The organism is Paenibacillus popilliae ATCC 14706 (assembly GCF_000315235.1).
In the GTDB taxonomy this organism is placed as follows: Bacteria; Bacillota; Bacilli; order Paenibacillales; family Paenibacillaceae; genus Paenibacillus_B; species Paenibacillus_B popilliae.
In genome coordinates this window covers 1-1,231 of record NZ_BALG01000254.1, presented here as the reverse complement: position 1 = coordinate 1,231, position 1,231 = coordinate 1, and the positions used below count along the sequence as shown (strand labels likewise).

Annotated in this window: 1 protein-coding gene; it reads right to left on the bottom strand. The window is 48.0% G+C overall.

The window, feature by feature from the left end:
• Positions 1-1,193 (bottom strand): pyocin knob domain-containing protein (locus PPOP_RS15455; protein WP_006287488.1); only part of this gene is annotated, 1,193 nt, incomplete at its 3' end.
• Between the last annotated feature and the right edge of the window lie 38 nt (positions 1,194-1,231).

Here is a 1,231-nt window from a genome sequence, read left to right as displayed (position 1 = left end):
TTTGTAAGTCTGCGCATATAAAATTGGTTTGCATATAAACCGTAAACCTTTTGTAGTACCCATTCGGGGTTATGCGCAATGACCTCCACGTAACCCCAACCATCACGCAGGAGCAGTGGACTAGGCGCATTACCTAGCTTCGCACCCTTATAAAACCCAGTTTTTACTATAGTGTTTAGGTCACGACCTGAAATATCAATTGCTGCACCATCATCAGCGGTAACCTTATGGCGTTGCCATGGCATACCGTCAACATGGGCTTTTGCGTTAGCCTCCGCTTGCGAAGCCTTTTGATCGGCGTGTTTCTTGGCGTTTGCCTCCGCTTGAAAAAGGTCTTGCGACCATGGTAACCAATTTCCGCCCCATTTCTGTCGCTGACAGTAGTGATTCCTGTTGTCCAAATTGTAGGCATTTTGCACACAATACTTCTCGTCACGGCGGATCACCTCTACATAAAACCACCAGCCCTCGTGTGGCGTACCGACCGTACCTGGCCCCGCCATATACCAACCTGTTGATAGATCGGCATTGAGGTCAGTGACGACAGTTGCACTACCGTCATCAGCGGTAACCTTATGGCGTTGCCACTGCTTTTTGTCTACGTATTCCTTGGCGCTAGTTTTTAGCTCGTTGTAATCCCTCTCGTCGGGGATAAGCAACCACGGTGACCACTTTTTCTCAGTCCGCACGCGCTTGATCTGTCGCCCGTGTACAATTTCTGTTAATTCCTGCGCTACGTACCCTCTTGTCGTGCTAAAAACTTTTAGGATCGACCAACTCCAGCCTAACTCACTGTTAGTCGGTCCGTTTTTATACTCATTTATATCACCGATGTGGTAGTAACCCGGAGTTGTGAGTATGTCGAAATTTCTTATAGTACTCGTTACCTCCATCATGACTGTACGGAGATTAATATCAGTGTATCGTTTGGCCCCGACCAACGCATCATCGGCTTTTTCCTGCGCTCCTGTTGGCGTTTCGGCCCCGACATCCGCCGCAGTCAGTCTAACATCGCCCGTCTTGCCGTTGACTGACTTTACGGGCACTTTGATGTTAGCTACCTTTTTATTTGCATGCTCCTTGGCAGCGGTCAACGCCGCATCAACGGCATTAAAATTATCATTAAAGTCGCCCACGCTGTAAAAGTCATTCTCGCCTGGCAACTTCAGGCCATAGTTCGGTGTTGTCTTCACTAGATCACCTCATTTCGTAATTCATAGTGTGTTCTTTT